This is a genomic window from Proteus columbae (assembly GCF_002777965.1).
GTDB lineage: Bacteria > Pseudomonadota > Gammaproteobacteria > Enterobacterales > Enterobacteriaceae > Proteus > Proteus columbae.
The window spans coordinates 185255-211636 of the sequence record NZ_NGVR01000017.1 but is presented as its reverse complement, the minus strand read 5'-3'; the positions used below and the strand labels follow the sequence as shown (position 1 = coordinate 211636).

Here is a 26382-nt window from a genome sequence, read left to right as displayed (position 1 = left end):
TGAAAGTGATACATTTTCTGTTATAATTAGCAGAATTAACAAATTAATCTATGTAATATTCTCAACTTCTCCATTGATTATTGTACTTAAGTTGCAATATCTTTTTGCCTAGTTACCTTATGTGTTATTAAGGCATTACCCGTAAAAAAATCTTTTCTCAGATAAATTATCTGCTCGTGGTCTTTCTCTTTTTTATGAGATTGAAGGAGAACAGAGTCAAACAAACAACGATAAAAATAAGGTTATTATTTCTATGCTGACACTGCTTCATTTACTCTCATCAGTCGCGCTTCTTGTCTGGGGAACACATATTGTTCGTACAGGCATTATGCGTGTCTTTGGCTCTGATTTACGCCGAATTTTAGGTAAAAGTATTAATAAAAAATCCAATGCTTTTCTTGCGGGAGTAGGCGTAACGGCATTAGTTCAAAGCAGTAATGCGACGGCACTTTTGGTTATCTCTTTTGTGACGCAAGGACTGATTTCGATTACACCAGCACTTGTTATTATGCTAGGGGCAGATGTGGGTACTGCACTTATGGCGCGTGTGCTGACGTTTGATCTCTCTTGGTTATCGCCACTTCTTATCCTTATCGGTGTTATTGCTTTTTTAAGCCGTAAAAAAGAGCGAGTGGGACAACTAGGACGTGTGGGTATTGGCCTTGGTTTGATTTTGTTGGCTTTACAACTCATTGTGGCATCGGCAGAACCCATTATGCACGCAAGTGCAGTCCAAGCTATTTTTACCTCTCTCAGTGGCGATACTATTTTAGCGCTATTGGTGGGGGCACTCTTTGCAATGGTGAGTTACTCAAGTCTTGCGGCAGTGTTGTTAACAGCGACATTAAGTGCAACAGGATTAATGCCATTGTATATCAGTTTATGCATTGTGATTGGCTCAAATATTGGTAGTGGTTTACTTGCATTAATAAGTAGTCGGGGACAAAGCGTTGCCTCTCGACAAGTTGTGTTGGGAAGCTTATTTTTTAAATTAATTGGTGCGTTATTGGTTCTACCTTGGATAACCATAATTGCAAATAAAATCCAGCAATATGGATTTTCACCGGCTGAAGTCGTTATCTATTTTCATGTTATTTATAATCTTGCTCGCTGTATTTTGATGATCCCTTTTGTCGGCATAATGGCGAAATTATGTCAGCGACTCATTCCTGAATTACCGGCTACTGGATCTGAAATGGCACCGCGTTATTTAGATCAATCCGCTATTGATACGCCTTCATTGGCAATTGCTAATGCGGTTAGAGAATCACTACGATTAGGTGATGTTATAGAACAAATGCTGCAACGTTTTACTGTGTTAATGGAAGGCGATCGTCAGCAAAAAAGAGAAATTAGCCAGTTAGAAGAAGAGGTGGAACTACTCCACAGCAGCATTAAATTGTATATGGCACAAATTCAACAGCATGATCTAGGAACTGAAGATTCCCGGCGTTGGGCTGAAATTATTGATACAGCGATGAATTTACAACAATCATCCACTATCATTGCACGTATGTCGGCTGAAGTGGTGAGCAAAGGTTTAAATCACCACTTATTTTTATCGGAGGAAGGGCGTCGTGAATTACAGACACTCCTTGAGCGTCTGCAAAGTAATCTGAATCTGGCGATGTCGGTATTTGTTTCCGGCAACATGGAACATGCTCGTAAATTGCGTCGAGCAAAACATCGTTTCCGTTTACTCAACCAGCGTTACTCGTTTGCTCATGTAGAACGTCTTCATTTGCATAATATGCAAAGTATTGAAACCAGTTCTCTGCATACCAGTTTGCTCGGTGATATGAAACGGTTGAATTCCTTGTTCTGTGCTGTGGCTTATCACGTACTAGAACGAAGTGAATCATCATCAGAACAGGTTAATCTTTAATAATGAAAAACAATATTCGTCAATTAACACGAAATGAAATTCCACAAGTATGGGAAATTGATAGAACCGAGCTTATTGAAAAGCTATATGTTTTAAAAGAAGGAACATTGCTTTTATCAGAGCACCGCTTTGATATGAAAGGTTGGCCGGAAGGTGAAGCAGAGCATTACACACCTGTTTTGCTTGAAAGTTTTGACCGGGGAGCGCCTTTCTGGGGCGTTTTTAAATTAGGTCAACTGGTTGCAGCTGCGAGTGTTGATCCGCAAAAACGAGGTCAAAATGGCACTTTACTTCAACTCTCTTTTTTACATGTTAGCCACCAGCAACGTGGGCAAGGTTTAGCACGAATATTATTTGATTATTGTGTGAAATATGCGAAGGAAAAAGGAGCTGGTGGATTATATATCTCATCAACACCTTCTGAAAATAGCGTGAATTTTTATCAGCATTTAGGGTGTCGTTTAATTGATATTCCTGATCCTGAACTTTATGAAAGAGAGCCTGAAGATATTCATTTAGTCTTTCATTTTATCGAGCCAAATAACGCATAGTTTCGTTTATTGATTACGACAATAACATAATAAAATTAAATGCCTTTTCGTGAAAATGAGAAGGCATTTTTTGTTTTTTCTACTAAAAGATACACATAACCCTTTAAAAAATAAGGATATAAAATAATTTTTTTTCTTTATATAAGTTGATTTAGTATAGGTGTTATATATAATAATGAAAATCATTATCATTAATGGTGGGTTATTATGGCTAAACCAACGCGTATATCTCCAGTGACATCTTGGACATCTCGCATTAGTTTATGGGAAATGTTGGCTGTTTCTTCTTTACTCACAGTGATCACGCATTCTATTGCTGGAACATCTGCCTTTACACTGGTTTTAGTGGTTTCAATGCTGTTATCAACCTTGATGCTATTCCATAAAAAATTACAGATGTGGGTAATGATCCCCGCAGGCGTTGTCTTAACCTACAGTTTGATGACACTTTTAGTCGCGTATCATGGATAGAGAATAGAATATTCGGCGTGTAATCGAATGGGTGTTATTACAAGAAAAAAGAAGGGTTATTGAGTGGTGCGAAGAGGGGGACTTGAACCCCCACGTCCGTAAGAACACTAACACCTGAAGCTAGCGCGTCTACCAATTCCGCCATCCTCGCAGTCTTACTCAATTAATTTTACTCTATATTGTCTGTTTGGTGCGAAAGGGGGGACTTGAACCCCCACGTCCGTAAGGACACTAACACCTGAAGCTAGCGCGTCTACCAATTCCGCCACTCTCGCATTCAGACAGGAAGCGAATTTTATGCCTTTTATTTTTGGCGTCAATTATTTTTTATCAATAAATTATCTTGGTGATGAAAAATAAAATATCTTGAATTGTTATTTAATATCAGCCCCAAAAATAAAGCCCTGTTATCGATAACAGGGCTTATGATTAATCTTTCTTAGTGGCTTGGTAAACTTTGAATTTACCTGTTGATGCAAGCACTTCATGAGAGCCAAATACATGATCCAGTATGTCTGGATAAGGGATAAACGAATTAGCGACAATGCGTAATTTACCGCCTCTTTTTAGATAATTTGGTGCAAGGCGAATAATATCTTCAGCAGCGGTATAGCTTGTACCCAAACCATCATGGAAAGGTGGGTTTGAGATTATCCAATCATAAGTTTCTTCAACCGCTGAATAGACATTACTCGCAATTACTCGACCTTCTAATTCATTCACGTTTAAGGTGGCGATACTAGAAGAAATTGCCGCCGCATTCACATCACACAGTGTCAATTTCAACATTGGGTTTTTCTTGCCAAGTACAGTGGCAAGAACACCACAACCACATGCCATATCGAGTAAATCCCCAACCATTGCATCATCAAAGGTTGATAGTAATAAACGGCTACCATCATCTAACGCATTTTGGCTAAACACACCTGGTAATGCCATTACAGTAAGATCGTCATGGCGATAAGTTTGCCACCAGTTATTACGATCAAACAGTGTTTGATATGTTTGAGTACCAAAAAATAAGCTACAACGGCGTGCTGAATCTATTTTTTTAAGTTTAGCGATACCGTTCATTAATTCTGTGGCACTTTTAACACCGCTACGGTTTTCACCGACGATAAAAATTTCAGTACCCACTTGTAAGTTAGAGCAAAGGCTACGCAGTTGGAAAGTGGCTTCGTTTTTATTTTTAGGCCAAAAATAGATCAAGGTATTGCAATATTTCACAAAGGATTGATCTGCAACTAAACCGAAGAGTGCGTTATCACCCATTGATTTTAGTAATGGTAGCCACTGGTGATATTGGTTGGTATATGCTCTGACACTTTTCGCCTGAATTTGTGCCGCAAAAGTATCTTGAAGATCACCTGCAATAAGTACATGCCTGTCTGCGAAATGATCTAGGTGACGAAGAATAACTTCGCTAGCAGGGGACAGTGAGGACATTATGATTATTACTCCTTAAAAAACATGAGACGCATGATATCAGATATAAAGAAACCGACGCTATTTATTGGCGTAGTTTATGCCCTCTGATACTATGTACCGTTGTTCTACACTTGATAGGTAAGCATAATGAGCCGTAAAGACAGAATGTTATCCCAACTTGGAATTCGTCAGTGGGTACTTCGTAAGCCTGCTGTGTTAAAAGGCGAACATTCTGTTCAATTTCCGGATACAACACGTTTACTTATCATTACTGATGATACCGTTGATCTAAATAACGGGCTTTTCTCTGATATTTTTAGCGCCATGGGGATAGATAAAGACGAAATCTATTGTATTACAACAGATGATGTGAGCATGCTCACAGAATCATTTGATCTTCCCTGCTGGTTATTAGGCACTGATCTCATACTTCCCTCTGAATATACTTCTCTGAGAAGCCCTTCATTACATCAGTTATATTTTGATGCTGATGCAAAACGCGATCTTTGGAAACAAATCTATCAATATGAAGACCATTTCACTCTTAAACCCTGCTGATTTACCTTTAGCATGGCAAATTGAAAAATTAAGTCATTCATTCCCTTGGAGTGAAGAAACATTTTATAGTAACCAAGGAAGTCATTATTTTAATCTGAAAATTTGCATTGATAATATTATTGTAGGTTTCGCAATTACGCAATTAATATTAGATGAGGCAACACTTTTTAATATTGCAATCCATCCTGATTATCAGGGGAAAGGTTACGGCAAAGCACTTTTATTGGAACTGATTGAAACACTTGAGAAAAAAAATATCACTACCTTGTGGTTAGAGGTACGAGAATCAAATGAAAAAGCGTTCAATCTCTATGAATCCATAGGATTTAATTTTGTTTCAAAACGCAAAAACTATTACCCAACAAAGACGGGAAATGAAGATGCGATTATCATGGCTTATCCTATTTCTTTCTAATTAAATCTTTATTTAAGTTAAATTTTAAACGCCTTCTATTAGGCGTTTTTTTATTTTATTTGAAGTCTTAAAATTTTATTTTTTATTAATTGTATTTAAAATTTATCTTTATTTTTACTTAATGTAAATTTATCAAGTTAATTTCACTTTTGTCATTGTTTAATTTTAAAACGTTAGGTGATTATAACGGTGTTAAAAAGGTGAATGGTATTTAAAATAAGTAAATTGAGTATTTATTTTTGTTTTAAATAAAGTGATTAGTCTCTAAATATAGACAAAATTAAATCTAAATAAAGGTGTATTTATTTAGAATCTTATATTCAATCCCGATTTGAACTGAAAATAAATAGGCTAATTCTTTGCTTTATTAGTTGCTCAGAAAGGTAACGAGTAAAATGTTTAGTCAACATAGGTACGTTAAGAGTTTCAATGAAAACAAGGTTGCTTTATAAGGCGATAGCTAGATTGGTTCTTACAAAGCAAATAAACCAAAGCATTGCAGATGTTACTCGCAGACTGAACTAAGTAAGCCTTCTAGGTTTTAGTAGTGTGGGTTTAAAAATTGGCTATTATACGGCGATTTACGCCGTGAATGGAAAGAATAGTAAACCACTCCTTATTATGATAGTTTATTAAATTTAGGTTTTACGGCAATTTTCGCCGTAAAATGATAAAAAGATAAACTGGAAAAAGGATTTGGTGTTTAGAAATGATTAGTCATTCCCAGCGAGAAACGGCGAAAGAGTCTTATAAACAGTCTCTTAAAACTCTTTTACCTTATGGCATGTTAGCTACAAAGAAATGGCTTGCAGAGCAGGGCTTGAGTGCTCATTCATTAGATAACGCTGTCAAAACCGATACGTTATTGCTACTAGCTACAGGTGTTTACAGCCAGTATTCCCGATCTGTCACTTGGGAAGGCGTAGTAGCTTCTATGCAGCGTATGATGGATAAAAATGTAGATGAACAACTTCCGCCTGTTGTGGTCGGTGGATTGTCAGCGCTTTCCATATCTGGTTTGTCACAATATTTGTCATTAGGGAGTACACCTCATATTCATTTATATGCAGCGAGAAAGCTCCCCTCCTGGCTTGCGAGACTGTCATTACCAATTAAGTTCGTGGGGCATAGTACAAGTAAACTTTGGCCTGATAGCTTATTAAAAGATAGGGCATTCGTTAAAGAGTATAAATGGGAAGAGCAGTTGCCACCTGTGTATTTTTCATGTCCGGAAAAAGCCATATTAGAGGTGTTGGTGGATTTGCCTGAAAGTGTGTCATTTGAACATGCCGATGAGCTAATGCAGGGGTTGGTGAACTTATCTCCAAGAAAGCTTGATATGCTCTTAAAAGCGTGTAAAAGCGTAAAAGTCAAACGCTTGTTCTTTTGGCTTGCAAAACGTCAAGCTTATCCTTGGTTTGATAAGTTAAATGTAGAAAATTACGATTTAGGCTCAGGTAAACGTGTTGTTGCTAAAGGTGGGAAGTTAGATACAGAGTATCTAATAACAGTACCTCAACATATGGCATTGGCAAGTAAAGGATCAGTTTAGTATGGATAGAAATAGTATTTATTACAAACAAGTACAGCTTTTGATACAAGTATTGCCTTTCGTTGCCAAACAGAAATGCTTTGCGCTCAAAGGTGGTACAGCAATCAATTTATTTGTCAGAGACTTTCCTCGTTTATCGGTCGATATTGATTTGGTGTATCTGCCAATGAAGAGCCGTGATGACGCTTTGCAGGAAATCTGTGATGCTCTTGATGCTATTAGTACGGATTTAAAAATAGCGTTTAAAGACGTCGAGCTAACGGAAGCCTATCGGTCAAAAAGCGATGCCCTGAGGTTGATCGTTGCCCGCAATGGTGTGCAGATCAAAGTCGAGCTATCGCCAGTATTGCGTGGTACTGTTTATGAACCAAAGTTGATGGAAGTTTGCACAGCCGTAGAAGACGAATTTGGTTATGTTGAAATGCCTGTTGTTGATCTAGCTGATCTTTATGCAGGGAAGATATGTGCAGCATTGGATAGACAGCATCCAAGAGACTTATTTGATGTTAAGTGGCTTTTGGAGAATGAAGGGCTAACGGATGAAATTCGTAAAGCATTACTCGTCTATTTATCAAGTCATAATCGGCCAATGGCTGAATTGCTCAGTCCGCAATTTAAGGATATTACTGCCACCTATGAAGGTGAATTTACCAATATGGCTGAGACGGATGTTCCGTTGGTGGAACTAGAAGCCGTAAGGGAGCGCCTAGTAGACCTTATTCACCAAGGACTGACCAATATTGAAAAGGATTTTTTGCTATCCTTTAAAGATCGAAAGCCCAATTGGTCTTTACTCGGCTTGGATGGAGCCAGTGAGCTTCCTGCCATCAAATGGAAACAAATCAATTTGGCAAGAATGCCGAATGGAAAACATGCACAAGCCCTAGAAAAGCTGAAAGATGTTCTCAGTATATGATTTCTAAAAAATAGACATTTATGTCGTGTTGAACACTTTCATGCTGTTCTCTTGTTACAATATTAACTGTTACAAGATCGAGTATTGCAGTTTAAATTGTAGAAATGGTAACTAATTACGAAACCATTGATTGTGTATACAGATAAGATAGGCGAAAATAAGCGCCAATTAAGATTAACTTACGGGTTGAATGTCTTTATAGTCACTTTAATTATTACTTGTAGCAATATGTCAGTGCCTTACATTCTCTCGTCTATCAACCAGAAGATCACCATTGATGTCTAATCCTATTTTTCAGCAAGAAGTTGCTCGTCGTAGAACTTTTGCCATTATTTCCCACCCCGATGCGGGTAAAACAACCATCACTGAAAAAGTGTTGTTATTCGGACAAGCAATCCAACGCGCAGGAACCGTAAAAGGCCGTGGTTCAAATCAGCATGCAAAGTCTGACTGGATGGAAATGGAAAAACAACGTGGTATTTCTATTACAACCTCAGTCATGCAGTTCCCTTATGCAGATTGCTTAGTTAACTTATTAGATACCCCAGGGCACGAAGACTTCTCTGAAGATACTTATCGTACTTTAACCGCAGTTGACTGCTGTTTAATGGTCATCGACTCCTCTAAAGGGGTTGAAGATCGTACTCGTAAGTTAATGGAAGTAACACGTTTACGTGATACCCCAATTTTGACTTTTATGAATAAACTCGACCGTGATATTCGTGATCCAATGGAAGTCATGGATGAAGTTGAAACAGAATTAAAAATTGCGTGTAGTCCGGTTACTTGGCCTATTGGTTGCGGAAAACTCTTCAAAGGGGTTTATCACATTCTGAAAGATGAAACTTACCTTTATCAAACAGGTCAAGGTCACACTATTCAGGATTCTCGCGTCATCAAAGGGTTAGATAACCCAGAGCTTGATGAAGCTATTGGTGATGATTTAGCAAGTCAATTACGTGATGAATTAGAGTTAGTATTAGGTGCTTCTCATGAATTTGATCATGAAGCATTTTTAGCTGGCGAATTAACCCCAGTGTTCTTTGGTACAGCATTAGGTAACTTTGGTGTTAACCATATGCTTGATGGCCTTGTAAAATGGGCGCCAGCACCAATGCCTCGCCAAACAGATATGCGTGAAGTTACCGCTGCTGAAGAAACGTTCACAGGATTCGTCTTTAAGATCCAAGCTAATATGGATCCTAAACACCGCGACCGTGTTGCATTCCTACGCGTTGTATCTGGTATGTATGATAAAGGAATGAAGTTACACCAAGTTCGAATTAAAAAAGATGTGGTGATTTCTGATGCATTAACCTTTATGGCGGGCGATCGTTCTCACGTTGAACACGCATATCCAGGGGATATTATCGGTCTTCATAACCACGGTACTATTCAAATTGGTGATACCTTTACTCAAGGTGAGATCCTGAAGTTTACTGGTATTCCAAACTTTGCCCCAGAATTGTTCCGCCGTATTCGTTTACGTGATCCGTTAAAACAGAAACAGTTACTTAAAGGATTGGTTCAGTTATCAGAAGAGGGTGCTGTACAGGTCTTTAGACCACTGGCGAATAACGATTTAATTGTAGGTGCAGTGGGCGTGCTTCAGTTTGATGTGGTTGTAGCAAGACTGAAGAGTGAATATAACGTTGAAGCGATTTATGAATCCGTTAACGTTTCAACAGCACGCTGGGTTGAATGTAATAACGAGAAAAAACTCGAAGAGTTTAAACGTAAAAATGAACAAAACTTGGCACTTGATGGCGGCGATAATTTAACTTATATCGCACCAACGATGGTCAACTTGAATTTAACGCGTGAGCGTTATCCAGAGGTTGAGTTCCACCAGACCCGTGAACACTAAATACTCGTCATACTTCAAGTTGCAGCGTTGTTGACTACGTTCATTCGCACTAGTCACATACTTTTGTATGTTCCTAGCGACTCATTCACTTGTCGCCTAGCTGCATCTTGAATTATTTAGAGTATTTATTCGTCATACTTCAAGTTGCAGCGTTGTTGACTACGTTCATTCGCACTAGTTACATACTTTTGTATGTTCCTAGCGACTCATTCACTTGTCGCCTAGCTGCATCTTGAATTATTTAGAGTATTTATTCGTCATACTTCAAGTTGCAGCGTTGTTGACTACGTTCATTCGCACTAGTTACATACTTTTGTATGTTCCTAGCGACTCATTCACTTGTCGCCTAGCTGCATCTTGAATTATTTAGAGTATTTATTCGTCATACTTCAAGTTGCAGCGTTGTTGACTACGTTCATTCGCACTAGTTACATACTTTTGTATGTTCCTAGCGACTCATTCACTTGTCGCCTAGCTGCATCTTGAATTATTTAGAGTATTTATTCGTCATGTTTCAAGTTGTAGCTTGAATTATTTGGAGTATTTAACCTAATGAAATGGTCACATTTTTTAATGTGGCCTTTTTTGTTTCTTTGCGTTATTGCTCATTGATTAACAATAATACTCTGCGAGATAGCCTGTTTCTCTATCAAATTCGTTTTGTATACCCTGAATATCCTGCCCAAAAGACCTTCTTAATTTGGAATTAATCTTTTTTATTTCTGTTAACATGATGTCTGTTTTTATACTTATTTATAAATATATGTAATTTTTTTTATAGTTTTATTGATTATTATTAGAATAAAATAATTAGGATTAGTCTTTGTTTGTTATTTTTTGCTTTATTTAACTATAATGGTTTATTAGTGTATTAACGTAATTTGTTAAATTTTGTAGTACTTCCATAAATATTAAAACACACATATTTCCTATCGCAGTTACTGTGATTAGGGGGAGAGCAATGAAACAAGGTAAAACGCTAAAATTAGCGTTAGTAATGTCAATGGGCTTAGCTTTTATCAGTATGAGCGCATCAGCTGAAACATCGTGGTATAGCGAAATCAATAACAGTGGGAATAACACGGGTCACTACTTAAGTGATACTTCTATTTCTAATAAAATTAAAGATACGCTATTGCCAATGCAAGATATTGATAGTGAAAATATTTCTATTCGCACTGAATTTGGGCATGTCTTTCTTTCAGGTTTTGTTGATAGCAAAGCGCAAGAAGAAAAAATCTTGCAAATTATTGAAAAAATTGAAGGTGTTAAAAGCGTAGACTCAGATGTAAATATCAAATCATAAACATGATTTTCTTTTATATTCGTCATACTCTAAGAATATATTGTCTAATTTATTTGTATGAATACGTAAAAATAATGACGTCAAAAAAATGTGCGGGTATCCTTTGTTAAGTTGTATAAAGGAGACATTATGGGGAAGTATATACCTGTCACATTAAATAATATTACGGCACTCGAATTTCAATCATCACTACCACAAGGTAAAGTTGCTTTAGTTTGTGAAGGCGGGGGGCAACGCGGGATCTTTACTGCCGGTGTCCTTGATGAATTTATGCGATCACAATTTGATCCCTTTGATGTTTTACTTGGGGTGTCTGCGGGAGCGCAAAATTTATCAGCTTTTGCCTGTGGTCAGCGTGGATATGCACGTAAAATTATTAATCGCTATACAACCAATAATCAATTCTTCAATCCCATTCGCTTTGTCCGAGGTGGTAATTTACTCGATCTTGATTGGTATATAGACACAACAGCCAAAGAGATGCCTCTTGATATACCAACAGCTTTACGCCGTTTTGATGCTGGTCGCGAATTTTATATGGTGGCAAGCCGTTCTGATAATTTTCAGGCAAATTATTTTCAGCCCGATGAACCGACTTGGCTTGAGATAATTAAAGCGTCTAGTGCTATTCCTGCTTTTTATCGTAATGGTGTCTTATTTCATGATGTTGTTTATCATGATGGTGGTATCAGCGATGCTATTCCTGTGAGAGAAGCTTATCGACGTGGTTGTCGTACTATTGTCGTTGTTCGTACCGTTCCTTCTGAATATCAATACACAACAGAATGGGTTGAGCGTATGGGAAAATGGTTTGAAAATAGCCGTTTACAGCGCTTTATGGAGATGGCTCAAGTACATATCGAAACCTATACCGAAACAATTAAATTTATTCAATCTCCCCCAGAAGATGTTGTTGTTATTGAAATATATCCACCAACCGCATTGCAATCGAGTGCATTAGGAAGTCGTTTAAATGCATTAAATCATGATTATCATGTGGGTAGACGTTGTGGGCGCTATTTTCTGGCGACAATTGGTCAACATTTTTCTAAGAAGAAATTCAAACAGTACGATAAAAAAGTCTTTAGCTTGTTTGAACAAGAAGCGAAGGCTGATAAAGCGGAGAATGCTTCTATTATTCAACAAGGAACTCGAAGCGTACATCCAGACGTGAGGCAAATTCAGAATGAATAAGTTTATTGATACTCACTGCCATTTTGATTTCCCAGTTTTTTATGATGATATTGCCAACAGCTTGTCACTAGCGCATCAAGCTCATGTTGAAAAAATAATTATTCCCGCCGTGGCACGTTGGAATTTTGATGTTGTTGCAGAGCTAGCTAATAATCATCATCAATTATATTGTGCATTGGGGTTACACCCTTTATATATTGAAGAGCACACTGAACAACACCTCTTGGAATTAAAACAGAAATTAAAAACGGCTTCTCGTTGTGTTGCTATCGGAGAGATAGGGCTTGATGACTATATGGATAATCCCCAGCCTGAGAAGCAAGAAGCGTTTTTAATTGCACAGCTTAAACTCGCAATTGAATTTGATTTGCCTGTGATCCTACATTCACGTAAAACTCACGATAAATTAAGTGCACTTTTACGCCGTTATGATGTGCCTCGCAAAGGGGTTATTCATGGTTTTGCAGGAAGTCTGCAACAGGCAGAAAAGTTTATTCAACAAGGTTATTTTATTGGTGTTGGTGGAACTATTACTTATGAGCGTGCCCAAAAAACTCGCCGTGCAATTGCTTCGTTACCACTAGGATCCCTGTTATTAGAAACAGATGCTCCTGATATGCCTGTGAGTGGTTTTCAAGGTGAACCCAATCGTCCTGAACGTATTCAGAACGTTTTTTCCCAACTCTGTGAGCTGCGTCAAGGATCACCAGAGGCGATTGCAGAGCAACTCTATCTCAATAGCCTACAATTATTTGGGCTTAACAATATTACCTAGTGCTTGAATGAAAATGCGATTTACCTAAAGGTTAAAAACTCCCCTTATTTTAATCTTATTAATATGAATAGGGTGTTCGTTTATGCCCTCGATTTAAGATTGAAAACACGGATTTATTAATCCCAAGAGTATTTTTTTCTAATTAGCCTATTCAACAAATGCGCTTTCTTTCTTTTTTATGTGATCAACCTCTCATTTGTGACTTTTGTGTTACTTTTTTCAGACTCTATTTGTGATGGATATTGAGGGTTCTTTTCTTAGACTAGGTATAATTATCTGGCAAAAAGAGTCAATAAGCTCTGGCAAGGGCATTATTGATAATCCATTAAATTTTTACGTGAACAGGGATCCTTCAATGCAACTCATTATGAGCTTGGTCGGAATGGCAACATTAATATTGATAGCCATTCTGTTTTCCAGCAATCGACGTGCAATTAGACTACGTACAGTTGGTGGCGCATTCCTTATTCAGATTGGCTTAGGTGCATTTGTTCTTTATTCCGACGGTGGTCGCGAGGTGCTTCTTGCGGTTTCTGATGGCGTTAAGAATGTTATTGATTACGGCAATAATGGGATGAGCTTCCTATTTGCAGGCCTAGTATCAGATAAAATGTTCGAGTTGTTTGGTGGCGGCGGTTTCGTTTTCGCCCTACGCGTACTGCCTGTTATCGTGTTCTTCTCTTCACTAATTGCAGTGCTGTATTACCTTGGCATTATGCAAATAGTCATTAAAATTCTCGGTGGTGGCTTACAAAAAGTACTTGGTACATCACGAACAGAGTCTATGTCTGCAACTGCAAATATTTTTGTTGGACAAACAGAAGCACCGCTTGTTGTTCGCCCTTATATTGCAAGAATGACAACTTCAGAGCTCTTTGCTGTTATGTGTGGTGGTTTAGCCTCTGTTGCGGGTTCAGTTCTTGCTGGATACGCTAGTATGGGCGTACCGTTAGAGTATCTGATCACGGCATCCTTTATGGCGGCTCCTGGTGGTTTACTCTTTGCTAAATTATTGATCCCTGAAACAGAAACACCAGATGATCAAAAAGATGCTCTTGATAAAATGGCGGATGACGAGAAACCTGCCAATATTATCGATGCTGCGGCTGCGGGTGCCTCTTCAGGTTTACAGCTTGCTCTTAACGTTGGTGCCATGTTACTTGCTTTCGTTGCATTGATTGCATTAGTTAATGGTATCCTCGGTGGTATTGGTGGCTGGTTTGGTTATGAGAATTTCTCATTAGAACTCGTGTTAGGTTGGGTGTTTGCACCTATTGCCTTCCTGATTGGTGTACCTTGGAGTGAAGCAACCATTGCAGGCTCATTTATTGGACAAAAAATTGTTATCAATGAGTTCTATGCTTATTCTGAATTTAGTAAATACCTAAAAGAAGACGCAATTGTTGCGGGGTCAGGGCTCATGGTGTTATCAGAGCAAACGAAGATAATCATCTCCTTTGCACTGTGTGGCTTTGCTAACCTCTCTTCTGTTGCTGTCCTGTTAGGTGGTTTAGGTGGAATGGCACCAAATCGTCGTAAAGATGTGGCGCGTTTAGGAATGAAAGCGGTACTTGCTGGTACACTCTCTAACTTAATGAGTGCGACGATTGCAGGTTTCTTCTTTGCATTAACCGCAATGGCTGTTGTTGCTGCTTAATTGATTTGTATTGTGAAGAGCAGATGGGTTTTGCCTGTCTGCTCTTTTATGTTTGTTTTCTGCTGTAATGTTAACTACTTTTATTGTGTGAGATATTTCGCAATTTGTATTGAATAGGGGCAATAGCGATATCATTTCATATTGAGCACGCTTTTTTTGCGTTATAAAGACGACTTAGAGGCGCTATTCGAGTAACATTAAACCAGAAAATGACCTAATTGTGATATTCATCACACTTTTATGTCATTGTTTGCAAGTTGCATTTGATTAGTGTGACGTAAAGCACATCTAATTGTTCCTTAGCGTGTTCAAATAAGATGTGCTGAAACTTCATGGAATGGCGAAAGCTCAATGACGGGTCGCCGAAGTGAGCATAGCGCGGTGAGAGGGAGCTCAGCTGTCGTTGTAGCGCAAGTTACAACAACATCTTCAAGGAACCAAGTCCGCTCGCCAACAAATTTAATCGCTAACCTTAAGCGTACGCCCAAAAGGGCTTGAGAAACATCGTTGGAGAGTTTTATGACAGATTTAACCGCTGCAGCGCGCCTTGCGCTGTCTTTGATGGATTTAACTACATTAAATGATGACGACACTGATGCAAAAGTGACTGCATTATGTCATCAGGCTAAAAGCCCAGAAGGCAATACAGCCGCTATTTGTATCTACCCACGTTTTATTCCGTTAGCACGTAAAGTGTTACGCGAACAGGGTACTCCAGACGTCCGTATCGCAACCGTAACTAACTTCCCTCATGGTAATGATGATTTAGATATCGCATTAGCAGAAACCAACGCGGCATTAGCTTATGGCGCAGATGAGGTTGACGTAGTTTTCCCTTACCGTGCATTTATGGCAGGTAACGAGCAAATCGGTTTTGATATCGTTAAAGCATGTAAAGAAGCTTGTGCAGAAGCCGGTTCTTTACTGAAAGTAATTATTGAAACGGGTGAGCTGAAAGATCCAGCGCTTATCCGTAAAGCATCTGAAATTTCAATCAAAGCAGGTGCTGATTTTATTAAAACTTCCACAGGTAAAGTGCCTGTAAATGCAACACTGGAAAGCGCTGAGTTAATGATCCAAGTGATCCACGATATGGGTGTTGGCAAAGAAGTTGGTTTCAAACCAGCGGGTGGTGTACGTACCGCTGAAGAAGCAGCTCAATACCTTGCATTAGCTAACCGCATTATGGGTGACGATTGGGTTGATGCCCGTCACTTCCGCTTTGGTGCGTCAAGTTTGCTAGGTAATTTATTAGCCACTTTAGGTCATGGCGAACAAAAATCGTCTAGTGGTTACTAATCCATTCGTGAAATACGCCCACTTTTCTTATTGTGGGCGTTACCAATGCTATAAAACCAGGAGGTTGCAGTGTTTCTTGCCCAAGAGATTATTCGTAAAAAGCGTGATGGTCATCCTTTAACTGAGGAAGAAATTCGTTTTTTCATTAATGGCGTCAGAGATAATACTGTTTCTGAAGGTCAAATTGCTGCATTAGCAATGACTATTTATTTCCACGATATGACGATGCCAGAGCGTGTTGCTTTGACATTAGCTATGCGTGATTCCGGTACAGTGCTGAACTGGAAAAGCTTAAATTTAAACGGCCCAATTGTTGATAAACACTCAACGGGTGGTGTGGGTGATGTCACTTCACTGATGTTAGGGCCAATGGTTGCGGCTTGTGGTGGTTATGTTCCGATGATCTCTGGTCGTGGATTAGGTCATACAGGTGGAACATTAGATAAGCTTGAAGCAATCCCAGGCTTTGATATTTTTCCTGATGATGAAAAATTCCGCGATATTATTCGCAATGTCGGTGTTGCCATTATCGGACAGACCAATTCATTAGCACCTGCTGACAAACGCTTTTATGCGACCCGTGATATTACTGCTACAGTTGACTCAATCCCGCTGATCACTGCTTCTATTTTAGGTAAAAAATTAGCTGAAGGCTTAGATGCATTAGTGATGGACGTTAAAGTTGGCTCGGGTGCCTTTATGCCGACTTATCAAAAATCTGAAGAGTTGGCTGAGTCAATTGTCCAAGTAGCAAATGGCGCTGGCTGTCAAACCACAGCACTGTTAACTGATATGAACGAAGTATTAGCTTCTAGCGCAGGTAATGCGGTTGAAGTTCGTGAAGCGGTTCAATTCTTAACAGGCGAATATCGTAATCCACGTCTATTTGAAGTCACTATGGCGCTGTGTGTTGAAATGTTAGTATCAGGCCGTTTAGCGGATGATCGTCAACAAGCTCGTCAAAAACTACAAGATGTGTTGGATAACGGTAAAGCAGCAGAAGTATTTGGTCGTATGGTTGCAGCACAGAAAGGCCCAACTGATTTTGTTGAAAACTACAATAAATACCTGCCAACTGCGGTATTAAGTAAACCTGTATTCGCTGAGAAAGCAGGATTCATTACAGAAATGGATACGCGTGCATTAGGTATGTCTGTTGTGACATTAGGTGGTGGCCGCCGTAAAGCGACTGATGCTATTGATTACAGTGTTGGTTTAAGCGACATCGTAGCACTTGGTGCTGAGATCAATACAGATACACCTTTAGCGATGATCCATGCTAACAGTGAAAAATCATGGCAAGAAGCTGCGGCTGAAGTCCGTAAAGCGATGGTAATTGGTGACAGCAAACGCGAAGCTTCACCAATGGTGTACCGCCAAATCAGCGAATAAGAACTCAATTACGATTTATAAGTGACATATCCGTAGTCTGCGGAGAATGACACAGGAGAGAGAATTATGAAACGTGTACATATCATGGTATTAGATTCCTTCGGTATCGGTGCTGCTGGTGATGCGGAGAAATTCGGTGACCAAGGTTCAGACACTTTAGGGCATATCGCACAAGCGTTTGCTGACGGTAAAGCAGATAGAGACGGCCGTAAAGGTCCTCTTCATTTACCTAATCTTTGCCGTTTAGGTTTAGGTAAAGCAGCAGAAGAATCAACAGGTAAATTCCCTATCGGTTTAGACAAAAACGCAGATATTATCGGTGCTTATGGCTACGCGAGTGAAATCTCTTCTGGTAAAGATACTCCGTCAGGCCACTGGGAAATCGCAGGTGTTCCTGTTCTGTTTGATTGGGGATACTTCAAAGAACTGAAAAATTCATTCCCACAAGAGCTGTTAGAAAACATCGTTAAACGTGCAAAATTACCAGGATACTTAGGCAACTGCCACGCATCTGGTACAGTGATTCTGGATGAGCTAGGTGAAGAGCATATGAAAACCGGTAAGCCGATTTTCTATACCTCTGCTGACTCTGTATTCCAAATTGCGTGTCATGAAGAAACTTACGGTTTAGATGAATTATATGAGCTGTGTGAAATTGCTCGTGATGAACTAAACAAAGGCGATTACAACATTGGTCGTGTTATTGCGCGTCCATTTATCGGTGACAAACCGGGTAACTTCGCTCGTACAGGTAACCGTCATGACTTAGCGGTTGAGCCACCAGCACCAACTATGTTGAAAAAACTGGTTGATGAAAAACAAGGCCACGTTGTTTCTATCGGTAAAATTGCTGACATCTACGCAAACGTAGGTATTACTAAGAAAGTGAAAGCAACGGGTATTGATGCTCTGTTTGATGCGACACTTGAAGAAATGAAACTTGCGGGTGACAACACCATCGTCTTTACCAACTTTGTTGATTTTGACTCCTCTTACGGTCACCGTCGTGATGCTGTAGGTTATGGTGAAGCACTTGAGTTATTCGACCGTCGCTTACCAGAACTGATGGAACTGGTAAAAGAAGATGACATTCTTATTTTAACCGCAGACCACGGTTGCGACCCAACTTGGCCAGGTTCTGATCATACTCGTGAGCACATTCCTGTTCTGGTTTATGGTCCTAAAGTTAAACCTGGTTCATTAGGTCATCGTGAAACCTTCGCGGATATCGGTCAAACTGTCGTGAAATACTTCGGTTTATCACCAGTCGATTACGGTAAAGCGATGTTCTAATTTTATTTCGGTAGGTATAGCAATATACCTACCGAATAATATTTAAATAGTAAAAAGATCAATTAAAAGGAAGAGTTATGGCTACCCCTCATATTAACGCAGAAATGGGCGATTTTGCTGATGTCGTTTTAATGCCGGGCGACCCGCTTCGTGCTAAATACATCGCTGAAACTTTTTTACAAGATGTCCGTCAAGTAAATAACGTTCGTGGTATGTTAGGTTTTACAGGTACGTATAAAGGCCGTAAGATTTCTGTTATGGGTCACGGCATGGGTATTCCTTCTTGCTCAATTTACGCAAAAGAATTAATTACTGATTTCGGCGTAAAAGTGATCATCCGTGTGGGCTCATGTGGTGCAGTATTACCAGACGTTGAATTACGTGATGTTGTTATCGGTATGGGTGCATGTACAGACTCTAAAGTTAACCGTCTGCGTTTCAAAGACCAAGACTTCGCTGCTATCGCAGATTTTGAATTAGTTCAAAATGCAGTATCTGCAGCAAAAGCAAAAGATATTAAAGTTCGTGTTGGTAATATCTTCTCTGCTGATCTGTTCTACTCTCCAGATCCAGAAATGTTTGATGTTATGGAAAAATACGGCATCCTTGGTGTTGAAATGGAAGCTGCTGGTATCTATGGTGTTGCTGCTGAATATGGTGCAAGAGCACTGACTATCTGTACCGTCTCTGACCACATCAAAAAAGGGACACAAACTACAGCGGAAGAGCGTCAAACGACTTTTAACGAAATGATTGAAATTGCATTAGAATCTGTTCTGTTATTAGAAGACTAATCAATACATCTCGTTGCTTAATAATAGTAAAAACCCAATTCAAAGAATTGGGTTTTTTTATGTCTAATCAATAATATGCAAATTAAGGCGCATAAATATAGGTTTCTAAATAAGGATCCATTTTAATAGAATAATTTTTTAAATTATCCAGACTTGGAGTTAACTGTTCCTTGCACCCTTTTTTACTAATAATGTCATTGCCTTTGTAAACAATAACACCATTAAATTGCCATCCTCTACCTTCACCGTCATAAACAACATAGCTGTAGTTTCCATTCTTAAATCGAATATAAGTCGATGCGCCAGCAACAAACATCTGATGTCCATAAAAGACATTATTATTAGGTTGCTGAGGAACAGGTAGTGTGATTTCTGTTTTCGCAAGTGTGCCATAACGATACACAGGGGGTTTTCCCTGTTCAGCGGATACACTGACATACTTACCATTTTCAAGTTGGCAGGTAAATTCTTCAGCATGGACACTTGCGGATAGTAATACGAATACAGCAGCGACAGCGATACGTGCCTTCATATTGTGTTCTCCGTTAATTACCAACTTTATTATTTTAAGTATCGGCAAAAAAAACAAAATATGTAGAGTAAATATTCTGATTATTTAGCAGAGTTACTATTTTTCATTTTAACTGATATTTAAATCATTTCTAGCATTATTCACTGTGATAATTTCATGTTTTATATTTTCATTAATAGATATCTTCTGAATTAACCTTAACCCATATTTTATACCTAATAATGGTTAAAATTAGAATTTATTAGCTGATTATGAAAAACATACTAGTGTTTTAGTCTTATTTTATCTGGCTTGATTAAATTAAATGTAATTTAGTGAGTGCTAATTGCAGAAATAACAGATTAATTCAATTAATTAAACAAAGAGTTCAACAATATCAGTTGGTTAGATGGTGTGTGCTATATTTTGATTATATTTCAAATAGTTAATAATATTGATAGTGATTGTTTCTGTTTATAGCCCTATTTTTACTGTGATGTCAGTCACATAAGTAGATATATGAAAAATAGTTACTGTAAATTTAACTTTCCGATATGATGTATTATATTGATATTTAATTAAAAATTATTTATTGAGTGACTTTTCATGTGATCATGGTTATTGCATGGAATACTAACTAATTTAATTAGAAAATGTATAGTATTGCTATACAGTTCATTTAAGTTATTGTCGGTTTCTATTTGGAGAATATAGTGAAAAATCAAGATTTATTAGGTCTATCTTCTGCTAACATTCTAAATGCGGAATTTGAGAAGAAATACCATGACGTTATTGCTCACTTTTTCAGCCGAGATCCGAAGTATTGGCCGATATTTCAGGATAAAACCATCCAATCGATTACACAGTTTAGAAAAACAACGACTAATGATAATGACCAATTACAGCGTTATTCTAATGGGCCACAATTATTTGAACGTTTAATGGCAGATACACAAATTCAGCAAAATATTAATTACCCTGAAAACGATCCTAATGAATTGCTGATGCTAGTTTCGACACTGTGTAAAAACTGGGAAAACCCACTCGCCGTTGAAAATGTTATTGCGATGCCAAGTGATCCGGGTGTTTATGGATCTATCTTAGGGTTAATGGGCAACCCTAATATGGTGTATTGCGAATATTCAGGTGTCGCTGATGCGTTAGAAAAAGTGACGATCAAAAAAGTCGCAAAATTAGTGGGATACGATCCTGAAGTTGCCTCTGGTGTATTCACTCAAGGTGGCACCATGTGTAACTTATATGGTTATCTTTTTGGCTTACGTAAATCCATGCCAAATTCTAAACATTTAGGTATGGCAGCAGATCAAGACTATCGCATCATTAATTCTCAAGGTGGTCACTATTCAAATATGACCAACCTTGCACTATTAGGCGTTGATGTTGATAACAAAACTATCCGCATTAAAGTATCTGAAGATAATACGATTAATCTAGAGCACTTAGAGCGTGAATTAAGAGCCTGCTTTACTGTTAAATGTAAAGTACCAACTATCATGTTAACCACAGGCACAACAGACACCTTTGGTGTCGATGATGTGAAAGGGGTTTGTGAATTACGTGACCGCTTATGTGAAGAGTTCGAGATCCCTGTTAAACCACACGTACACGTTGATGCCGCGGTTGGTTGGCCGATTATTTTCTTCTTAGAATATGACTTTAGCAGTAACCCTCTGGCAATTAACGATGTCACTTTAGAAGGGTTACGCCAGAATGTTGAGAAATTTAAACATCTGAAATATGCCGACTCTATCACTATCGACTTCCACAAATGGGGGTATGTACCCTATACCTCAAGTTTAGTGCTGGTGAAAAACGGCAATGATTTCGTTGCGCTTGAAAACGATCCTGAAAATTTCACCTATTTTGAGCATGAATTAGAAGGTCAAACCCACTTACAATCTACTATTGAATGTACACGTAGTGGTGTAGGTATTTTTGGTGCTTATTCTGCAATGCACTATATGGGCATTGAAGGTTATCAAACTATTATTGCCCACTGTTTGCAAAACGCGAACTACATGCGCCATCAGTTATTAGAGATGGGTAACGCAAAAGTCATCGTTCCTCAAAACCAAGGGCCAAGTGTTGGTTTTAAACTGTATGATCCTAATTTAGTAAAAGATCCTAACGTTGCTTTTGATTTAGAGCTGACATGTTCTACTGATAAAGAAGCGTATGATTTTATGGTTCACAACACTCAGTGGCATAGAAAACTTTTCTTGCAGCGTGGTAGAGAAGGTTTATTTACTAACTGGGTTGATTCTATTGCTTGTTCTAAATATGCAAAAAATAACCGTTACATTTATCTTCCAGGTGAAAAAGCGGTATTTATGAACCCAAATACTGAACGCGCACATATTGATAATTTTATGAAGATTTTAACTGAAATGAGTCAAAATATGAGCTCGAAGAAGGCTGCAAAAATTTAATCAAACATTGTCTGATTAAATAAAACAAACTGTACTTTAGTAGGGGAGACTCATATTAAGGTACAGTTTTTGTTTTAGGTGATAGTAGAAATAAAAAACCCCTCACAAAGAGGGGTAAATTTCAGAGGCATAACGGTTGTTGTTATTGTTTTTGTTCTCTAATAAACAGAGAAATAATAAAGAAGAGGGCGACGAATACGATAATTAGGTTAAAGCCAACAGAAACATTATAGCTTTCTGAAACCTGACCGATTAATGAGCCGGCTAAGGCACCGCCCAATCCTGAAGCAACATAAATAAGTCCCATCACTGAGCCACTTTTGCTGGTCAATTTTGTAGCAACCGCTGCGGCTGTCGGAAATAGAACAGATAATGCAAAACCAAACACCATAAACAGATAAACAACATCTTGCACAAAAATACGACTCACAATAATGGCTATCAGAGAGAACAGTGAGAACAGAATAAGCGTTTTGCGATCACCTAATGCAAGGTTAATAAAGCCACCAATAAAGCGACCAATGGTAAATAAGAAAGCAAAACTAGAAATAACATAAGCGGCTGTTTCTGCTTTTTGCGCATTACTCATATTCCCAATATCCATAGAGGTATAGAAAATAGGGAAGAAGTTTAAGAACGCGGCTTCAGCGGCAACATATAAAGTGATAAATAAAATAACCAGCAACAGTGATTTTTGTGTCAGCAACTCTAAAAAGTCACTAAATTTCATATCGACTTGTGCGCTACTTTCTATTTTTAAGGTGCTTAATACTAAAATAATCACAGCAACAATAACGGCAACACCGACATAAAAAGTACGCCATGAAATAGAGTGTGAGAAGAGATATTGTAAAATAAGTGGGGTGACAATCATCCCTACACCAAACATGGCGTTAGAGACATTAAACATCATACCTGCTTTCTCTTTATAGAAAGTCGGAATAACAGTTACGATAGAGACAAGCATCGAGCCAATCCCTAAACCAATCACCAGATAAAAGCCAAAAAATAGCATCACATTGAAAGCAAGGCTGGTTCCTGTTAAACCGACAGCCATCATTAATGAGCCAATAAACATCATGACTTTTAACCCTTTCTTATCGGTAAAATAGCCCGTTAATAAACTGGCGACTAAAAAACCGATTTGGAAAAAGGTAATTAATGAGCCTACTTGGCTCATATTTAATGAAATATCATGTTGAACTTGTTCGAGAATAAGCCCTTTTGTATTTTGAATGCCACCGAGTAAAAACATCGTGACAAACAGAAGGAAAAAAACTTTCCATTTTTGTTGTTTAGCCATAATTTGATCCTGATTTTCCGCGGTGTATTATTCTTTAACGGTGTTGTTGTTATAAACATTGTTATAAACATTGTTATAAACGTTGTTATAAGCATTATTATTAGGTGTATTGTGTTCACCAATTGCATCAAATAATTCTTGAGTCGCCCATCCGTAGCAATAATAAAGCAGAGAATCACATGCACTTTCTTCAGCAGCAATAACCGCTTCAATTAATTGAGAGGCGGGTAAATTCCACATTTGAATACCGCTATAAATAAAGGTATTTGGCTGTGAAAGCTGACGAACTTTATTATTTTGTTCTGCAACAAAGTGAATAGGGAAGCCTTGCTGTTTAAAGGTTTCATATGAAATATCATAAGGTAGTTCAAATAAACGTTTAAACGCAGTAAATGCACGCTCTTGGCTTTCACTATCATGAGCAAAATGATTAATTAATCCTTGAACATCTGCACCCCCCCCTAATTTATGATAAGGGAAATGTTTGAGTGTTGAAGAATAACGCGTTAATTCATGGTAGTTCTGACCTAAGATCCAACTGTAAGCGGGTGGCCACAAATCGAGCCATAACGTAATTCCACCAGCAGTTTGTTTTGCATCAGACAGTAATTTTTCAACTAATTGAGTCACACTTTGTTGGCGAAATAGTTGCCATGCTTTTAACAGTGGCTCTTCTTTTAATGCTGTAACAGGCGTTTCGAAATCCCCTTGTTTTAATGAATCAGCCAAAGCTGCAAGACGATGCTTGATTTCATTAACCGGTAAGCCTTGTTGCACCATTTTCTTTTCACAGTGAGGGCAAAAGCAGGTAAATAATCCCGCTGGATTGACTTCTTTACCTGCCCAATCAGGGAAACGAATTCGGTCAATTAGAAATGTGTCATAACCATAGTTTTGTTTTAATGCTGTGAATGTCTTTTGCCATAATTGAGCAACATCTGGGGCATTAGGGCAGAGCCAATGCGCCTGTAGACGGCCTTTAAAATCGACAACTTGATTGTTTTCTACATCACCAACAAAATCGCCATTAAGAATATTTGCCCATGGAATAACTTTATATTTCCCACCGTCAGTGGCTTTTTTTATCGTCATTAGCGGATCTGCACCCGCTAAAATAGTTGGATCAACACGTTGGCTCAGACGAGGAAAATCAGTATGAGTATTGATGTGTAGTGTACCTGTTCCCATAACCACATTATGAATAGGGTTATGAGGTAGATCGCCAACAGGGTAAGGATTACGTTCAAAAATAGTATTAATTTCGACAAATAAATGCTCAACATGCTTCATTCCGTCAAGGCGTTGAAGAATAGCGGGCATTCCTTCGTCTAAAATATCATGTGGGTGAAGATGTATTCCTGCCATGAGTTGCTCCCATCTCGTTTAAAGATTTTTTTATTAGGGTTATCTCAATTGGATCTCGGGCATAAATTGAATTGATGGATAAAGCGTGGCTAAGGCGAGAATAGCAATGCCATAAAGCGGGCCTTTTTCCCATAATTCAGAAAGCTCGATATTCACTTTGGTGTTAGCAAATAAATGTCTATCTAGATTTGCCTGAACACGCGGTAAAAAAGTGTCAGCAGAGCGGGTGATCCCGCCTGTTAACACCACTTTTTCCAGATTTGCAATGGCGACTAAATTCATAATGCCAATAGCAAGATAATCTGCCATTTCCTCAACTAAGGATTGAGCAAGCGGATCACCTTGTTGTGAGGCTTGAATAATCTCAATCGCACTAAGATTTTCCCCACGTAAACTCGCCATACGCTCACTTAAACCTGAGCCGGAGCAGAAACTCTCAAAGCATCCTTTATTGCGCCAATTACGAAAAAGATGATCACGAGCAAACATCATATAGCCGATTTCACCCGCTGCATTGTTTGCGCCGCGGATAACTTTTCCATCCATCAGCAAGGCGGAACCTAATCCTGTGCCGATACCAATCAGCGCACAACTGTGCGTATGACGGCAGCGACCTTTCCACATTTCACCCACAAGAGCTGCACGAATATCATTTTCGAGTACAACGGGTACATTGAGTTTTTCTGTAAGCTGTTGTGCTAAAGGTAAGTTATCCCATTGGGGTAAGTTAGGAGAGCCTTCTAGCACAACACCATTTTTGATATCGATGATCCCTGGTGTGGCGACACCGATAACATTGATCTTTTGACGGTCTACGCCGCTTTTTTCGATCACATTTTCAATACTTTGTGCAAATTGCGAAATAAAGTACTCACGATCGTCAGTATCAAAGGTAGGTTCTTGATATTCATACAATAATTCGGCATCTAAGTTAAAAACCGCATAAGCTATTTTGGTTCCACCTAAATCAATGCTGACGCCTAAACTGTGTTGAGGATCGAAGTTAACTAAAATACCTTTTCTGCCTTGTCCTGCTGGCGAACTGACGCCGCTTTCATAAACGATTTTTTCTTCAAGGAGATCGTTAATAATTTCAGACACCGTCGCTTTTGTAATTCCGCTAATTTTGGCTATCTGAGCCCGTGACAAAGGACCTTGATGACGAATGACATTTAATACAAGCGAGGCATTCATTTGCCGTAATGTATTGGGTACGTTCGGTGTCACGTTACTACTCCATTTGTTTAGAAACAAAACTAAAAGATGTTTTTTTTATATAAAATCGTCTGTGATTGATAGTTATGCACCGTTTTATTTACTTTGTAAAGTATAAAACAGTTAATTAGTTTAGAAACCATCCTAAATGAGTTTGTGATCACAATTTGATGAGTTTGATTTGC

The 26382-nt window shown here is 38.5% G+C and carries 22 protein-coding genes and 2 tRNA genes; 17 read left to right on the top strand and 7 right to left on the bottom strand.

What is annotated here, in order from left to right; genetic code table 11:
• The first annotated feature begins 253 nt into the window (after window positions 1–253).
• The 3 genes from CBE70_RS07640 to CBE70_RS07630 all read left to right on the top strand — a co-directional run bounded on the left by CBE70_RS07640 (window position 254) and on the right by CBE70_RS07630 (window position 2907).
• A complete protein-coding gene (locus CBE70_RS07640; RefSeq protein ID WP_100158867.1) occupies window positions 254–1885 on the top strand; it encodes a Na/Pi cotransporter family protein in 1632 nt (543 codons plus the stop codon).
• Between the two features lie 2 nt (window positions 1886–1887).
• A complete protein-coding gene (locus CBE70_RS07635; RefSeq protein ID WP_100158866.1) occupies window positions 1888–2436 on the top strand; it encodes a GNAT family N-acetyltransferase in 549 nt (182 codons plus the stop codon).
• A gap of 207 nt (window positions 2437–2643) precedes the next feature.
• Window positions 2644–2907, top strand: coding sequence for a DUF1435 family protein (locus tag CBE70_RS07630; RefSeq protein ID WP_088494567.1), 264 nt, complete (start codon window positions 2644–2646; stop codon window positions 2905–2907).
• A 64-nt stretch (window positions 2908–2971) separates the two neighbouring features.
• Here the strand turns inward: CBE70_RS07630 and CBE70_RS07625 are convergent.
• The 3 genes from CBE70_RS07625 to rsmC all read right to left on the bottom strand — a co-directional run bounded on the left by CBE70_RS07625 (window position 2972) and on the right by rsmC (window position 4353).
• Window positions 2972–3058 (bottom strand) — tRNA-Leu (locus tag CBE70_RS07625).
• Window positions 3059–3095: 37 nt separating this feature from the next.
• Window positions 3096–3182 (bottom strand) — tRNA-Leu (locus CBE70_RS07620).
• A 154-nt stretch (window positions 3183–3336) separates the two neighbouring features.
• Window positions 3337–4353: a 16S rRNA (guanine(1207)-N(2))-methyltransferase RsmC gene (gene rsmC / locus CBE70_RS07615; protein ID WP_100158865.1), complete on the bottom strand. Its 1017-nt coding sequence runs from the start codon at window positions 4351–4353 to the stop codon at window positions 3337–3339.
• 129 nt (window positions 4354–4482) lie between these two features.
• Between rsmC and CBE70_RS07610 the strand changes: the two genes are divergently transcribed.
• The 13 genes from CBE70_RS07610 to deoD all read left to right on the top strand — a co-directional run bounded on the left by CBE70_RS07610 (window position 4483) and on the right by deoD (window position 19353).
• Window positions 4483–4893, top strand: a complete 411-nt coding sequence (locus CBE70_RS07610; RefSeq protein WP_023582915.1) for a DNA polymerase III subunit psi — start codon at window positions 4483–4485, stop codon at window positions 4891–4893.
• Window positions 4862–5308, top strand: coding sequence for a ribosomal protein S18-alanine N-acetyltransferase (rimI, locus tag CBE70_RS07605; protein ID WP_023582914.1), 447 nt, complete (start codon window positions 4862–4864; stop codon window positions 5306–5308). Before CBE70_RS07610 ends, rimI begins: the two co-directional genes overlap by 32 nt.
• A gap of 709 nt (window positions 5309–6017) precedes the next feature.
• Window positions 6018–6860, top strand: a complete 843-nt coding sequence (locus CBE70_RS07600) for a type IV toxin-antitoxin system AbiEi family antitoxin (protein ID WP_100158864.1) — start codon at window positions 6018–6020, stop codon at window positions 6858–6860.
• A 1-nt stretch (window position 6861) separates the two neighbouring features.
• Window positions 6862–7776, top strand: coding sequence for a nucleotidyl transferase AbiEii/AbiGii toxin family protein (locus CBE70_RS07595; protein ID WP_100158863.1), 915 nt, complete (start codon window positions 6862–6864; stop codon window positions 7774–7776).
• A gap of 277 nt (window positions 7777–8053) precedes the next feature.
• Entirely contained in the window at window positions 8054–9643 is a 1590-nt protein-coding gene (prfC, locus tag CBE70_RS07590; RefSeq protein WP_100158862.1) for a peptide chain release factor 3, read from the top strand.
• Between the two features lie 961 nt (window positions 9644–10604).
• Window positions 10605–10949: a BON domain-containing protein gene (locus CBE70_RS07585; RefSeq protein WP_100158861.1), complete on the top strand. Its 345-nt coding sequence runs from the start codon at window positions 10605–10607 to the stop codon at window positions 10947–10949.
• A 129-nt stretch (window positions 10950–11078) separates the two neighbouring features.
• Window positions 11079–12143, top strand: coding sequence for a patatin-like phospholipase family protein (locus tag CBE70_RS07580; RefSeq protein WP_100158860.1), 1065 nt, complete (start codon window positions 11079–11081; stop codon window positions 12141–12143).
• Window positions 12136–12918 (top strand): TatD family hydrolase, encoded by a 783-nt coding sequence (locus tag CBE70_RS07575; protein WP_100158859.1) that lies wholly within the window; start codon window positions 12136–12138, stop codon window positions 12916–12918. Before CBE70_RS07580 ends, CBE70_RS07575 begins: the two co-directional genes overlap by 8 nt.
• Window positions 12919–13273: 355 nt before the next feature.
• A complete protein-coding gene (locus CBE70_RS07570; protein WP_100158858.1) occupies window positions 13274–14575 on the top strand; it encodes a NupC/NupG family nucleoside CNT transporter in 1302 nt (433 codons plus the stop codon).
• 519 nt (window positions 14576–15094) lie between these two features.
• Window positions 15095–15874: a deoxyribose-phosphate aldolase gene (deoC, locus tag CBE70_RS07565; protein WP_100158857.1), complete on the top strand. Its 780-nt coding sequence runs from the start codon at window positions 15095–15097 to the stop codon at window positions 15872–15874.
• A gap of 69 nt (window positions 15875–15943) precedes the next feature.
• Window positions 15944–17266 carry a thymidine phosphorylase gene (gene deoA / locus CBE70_RS07560; RefSeq protein WP_036913972.1) on the top strand — a complete coding sequence of 441 codons (1323 nt, stop codon included), beginning with the start codon at window positions 15944–15946 and terminating at the stop codon, window positions 17264–17266.
• A gap of 66 nt (window positions 17267–17332) precedes the next feature.
• Window positions 17333–18559, top strand: a complete 1227-nt coding sequence (gene deoB / locus CBE70_RS07555; RefSeq protein WP_099074519.1) for a phosphopentomutase — start codon at window positions 17333–17335, stop codon at window positions 18557–18559.
• Between the two features lie 77 nt (window positions 18560–18636).
• Window positions 18637–19353, top strand: a complete 717-nt coding sequence (deoD, locus tag CBE70_RS07550; RefSeq protein WP_100158856.1) for a purine-nucleoside phosphorylase — start codon at window positions 18637–18639, stop codon at window positions 19351–19353.
• A gap of 82 nt (window positions 19354–19435) precedes the next feature.
• On the opposite strand, the gene CBE70_RS07545 is transcribed toward deoD, so the two are convergent.
• A complete protein-coding gene (locus CBE70_RS07545) occupies window positions 19436–19885 on the bottom strand; it encodes a hypothetical protein (RefSeq protein WP_100158855.1) in 450 nt (149 codons plus the stop codon).
• 692 nt (window positions 19886–20577) lie between these two features.
• On the opposite strand from CBE70_RS07545, the gene CBE70_RS07540 reads away from it, so the two are divergent.
• Window positions 20578–22314 (top strand): pyridoxal phosphate-dependent decarboxylase family protein, encoded by a 1737-nt coding sequence (locus tag CBE70_RS07540; RefSeq protein WP_100158854.1) that lies wholly within the window; start codon window positions 20578–20580, stop codon window positions 22312–22314.
• Between the two features lie 142 nt (window positions 22315–22456).
• Here the strand turns inward: CBE70_RS07540 and CBE70_RS07535 are convergent, their stop codons facing one another.
• The 3 genes from CBE70_RS07535 to CBE70_RS07525 are packed head-to-tail and all read right to left on the bottom strand — an operon-like array spanning window position 22457 to window position 26209.
• Window positions 22457–23617: an MFS transporter gene (locus CBE70_RS07535; RefSeq protein WP_099660231.1), complete on the bottom strand. Its 1161-nt coding sequence runs from the start codon at window positions 23615–23617 to the stop codon at window positions 22457–22459.
• Between the two features lie 27 nt (window positions 23618–23644).
• Window positions 23645–24982 (bottom strand): hypothetical protein, encoded by a 1338-nt coding sequence (locus CBE70_RS07530; RefSeq protein ID WP_198585702.1) that lies wholly within the window; start codon window positions 24980–24982, stop codon window positions 23645–23647.
• Between the two features lie 39 nt (window positions 24983–25021).
• Entirely contained in the window at window positions 25022–26209 is a 1188-nt protein-coding gene (locus CBE70_RS07525; protein ID WP_232797376.1) for an ROK family transcriptional regulator, read from the bottom strand.
• Window positions 26210–26382 lie beyond the last annotated feature (173 nt).